Source organism: Citrobacter sp. VF227 (assembly GCF_052950715.1).
Window position 1 is genome coordinate 1 of record NZ_JBRFVF010000482.1, and the last position, 452, is coordinate 452.

2 pseudogenes are annotated in these 452 nt (G+C 53.5%); both read right to left on the bottom strand.

Annotated features, from left to right (window positions below):
- A pseudogene (locus tag ACU8YC_RS27455) lies at positions 1 to 72 on the bottom strand (50S ribosomal protein L23); the annotation flags it as partial.
- Positions 69 to 434 (bottom strand): annotated as a pseudogene (rplD, locus tag ACU8YC_RS27460) (50S ribosomal protein L4); the annotation flags it as partial. The pseudogenes rplD and ACU8YC_RS27455, both read right to left, overlap by 4 nt.
- Positions 435 to 452: the final 18 nt, after the last annotated feature.

Sequence of the window (452 nt, forward strand, 5' to 3'; positions counted from 1 at the left end):
CATCGCAGTCGACGCTTTTTCAGAATCCTGCGGTGCGCGCAGCACTTTCAGCAGACGTTCTTCTCCAGTCATGCCAGCATCTCCTCAACTTGCTTAACAGCATCAGCAGTCATTACTACTTTGTCGAAGACGATCAGGCGAACCGGGTCGATACCAGTTGCATCGCGTACGTCAACCTGGTGCAGGTTGCGCGCAGCCAGGAACAGGTTTTCGTCCAGCTCACCGGTGATGATCAGCACATCTTCCAGCGCCATGTCTTTCAGTTTCTGTGCCAGCAGCTTAGTTTCAGGCGCTTCCACAGAGAATGATTCTACAACGATCAGACGATCCTGACGTACCAGTTCGGACAGATTGCTTTTCAGCGCGCCGCTGTTCATCTCTTTGTTAACTTTTCGACTGTTTCCCTGTGTCCGACCAGCGACGGTCCCGCCACCTCACCGCTAGATCGGACC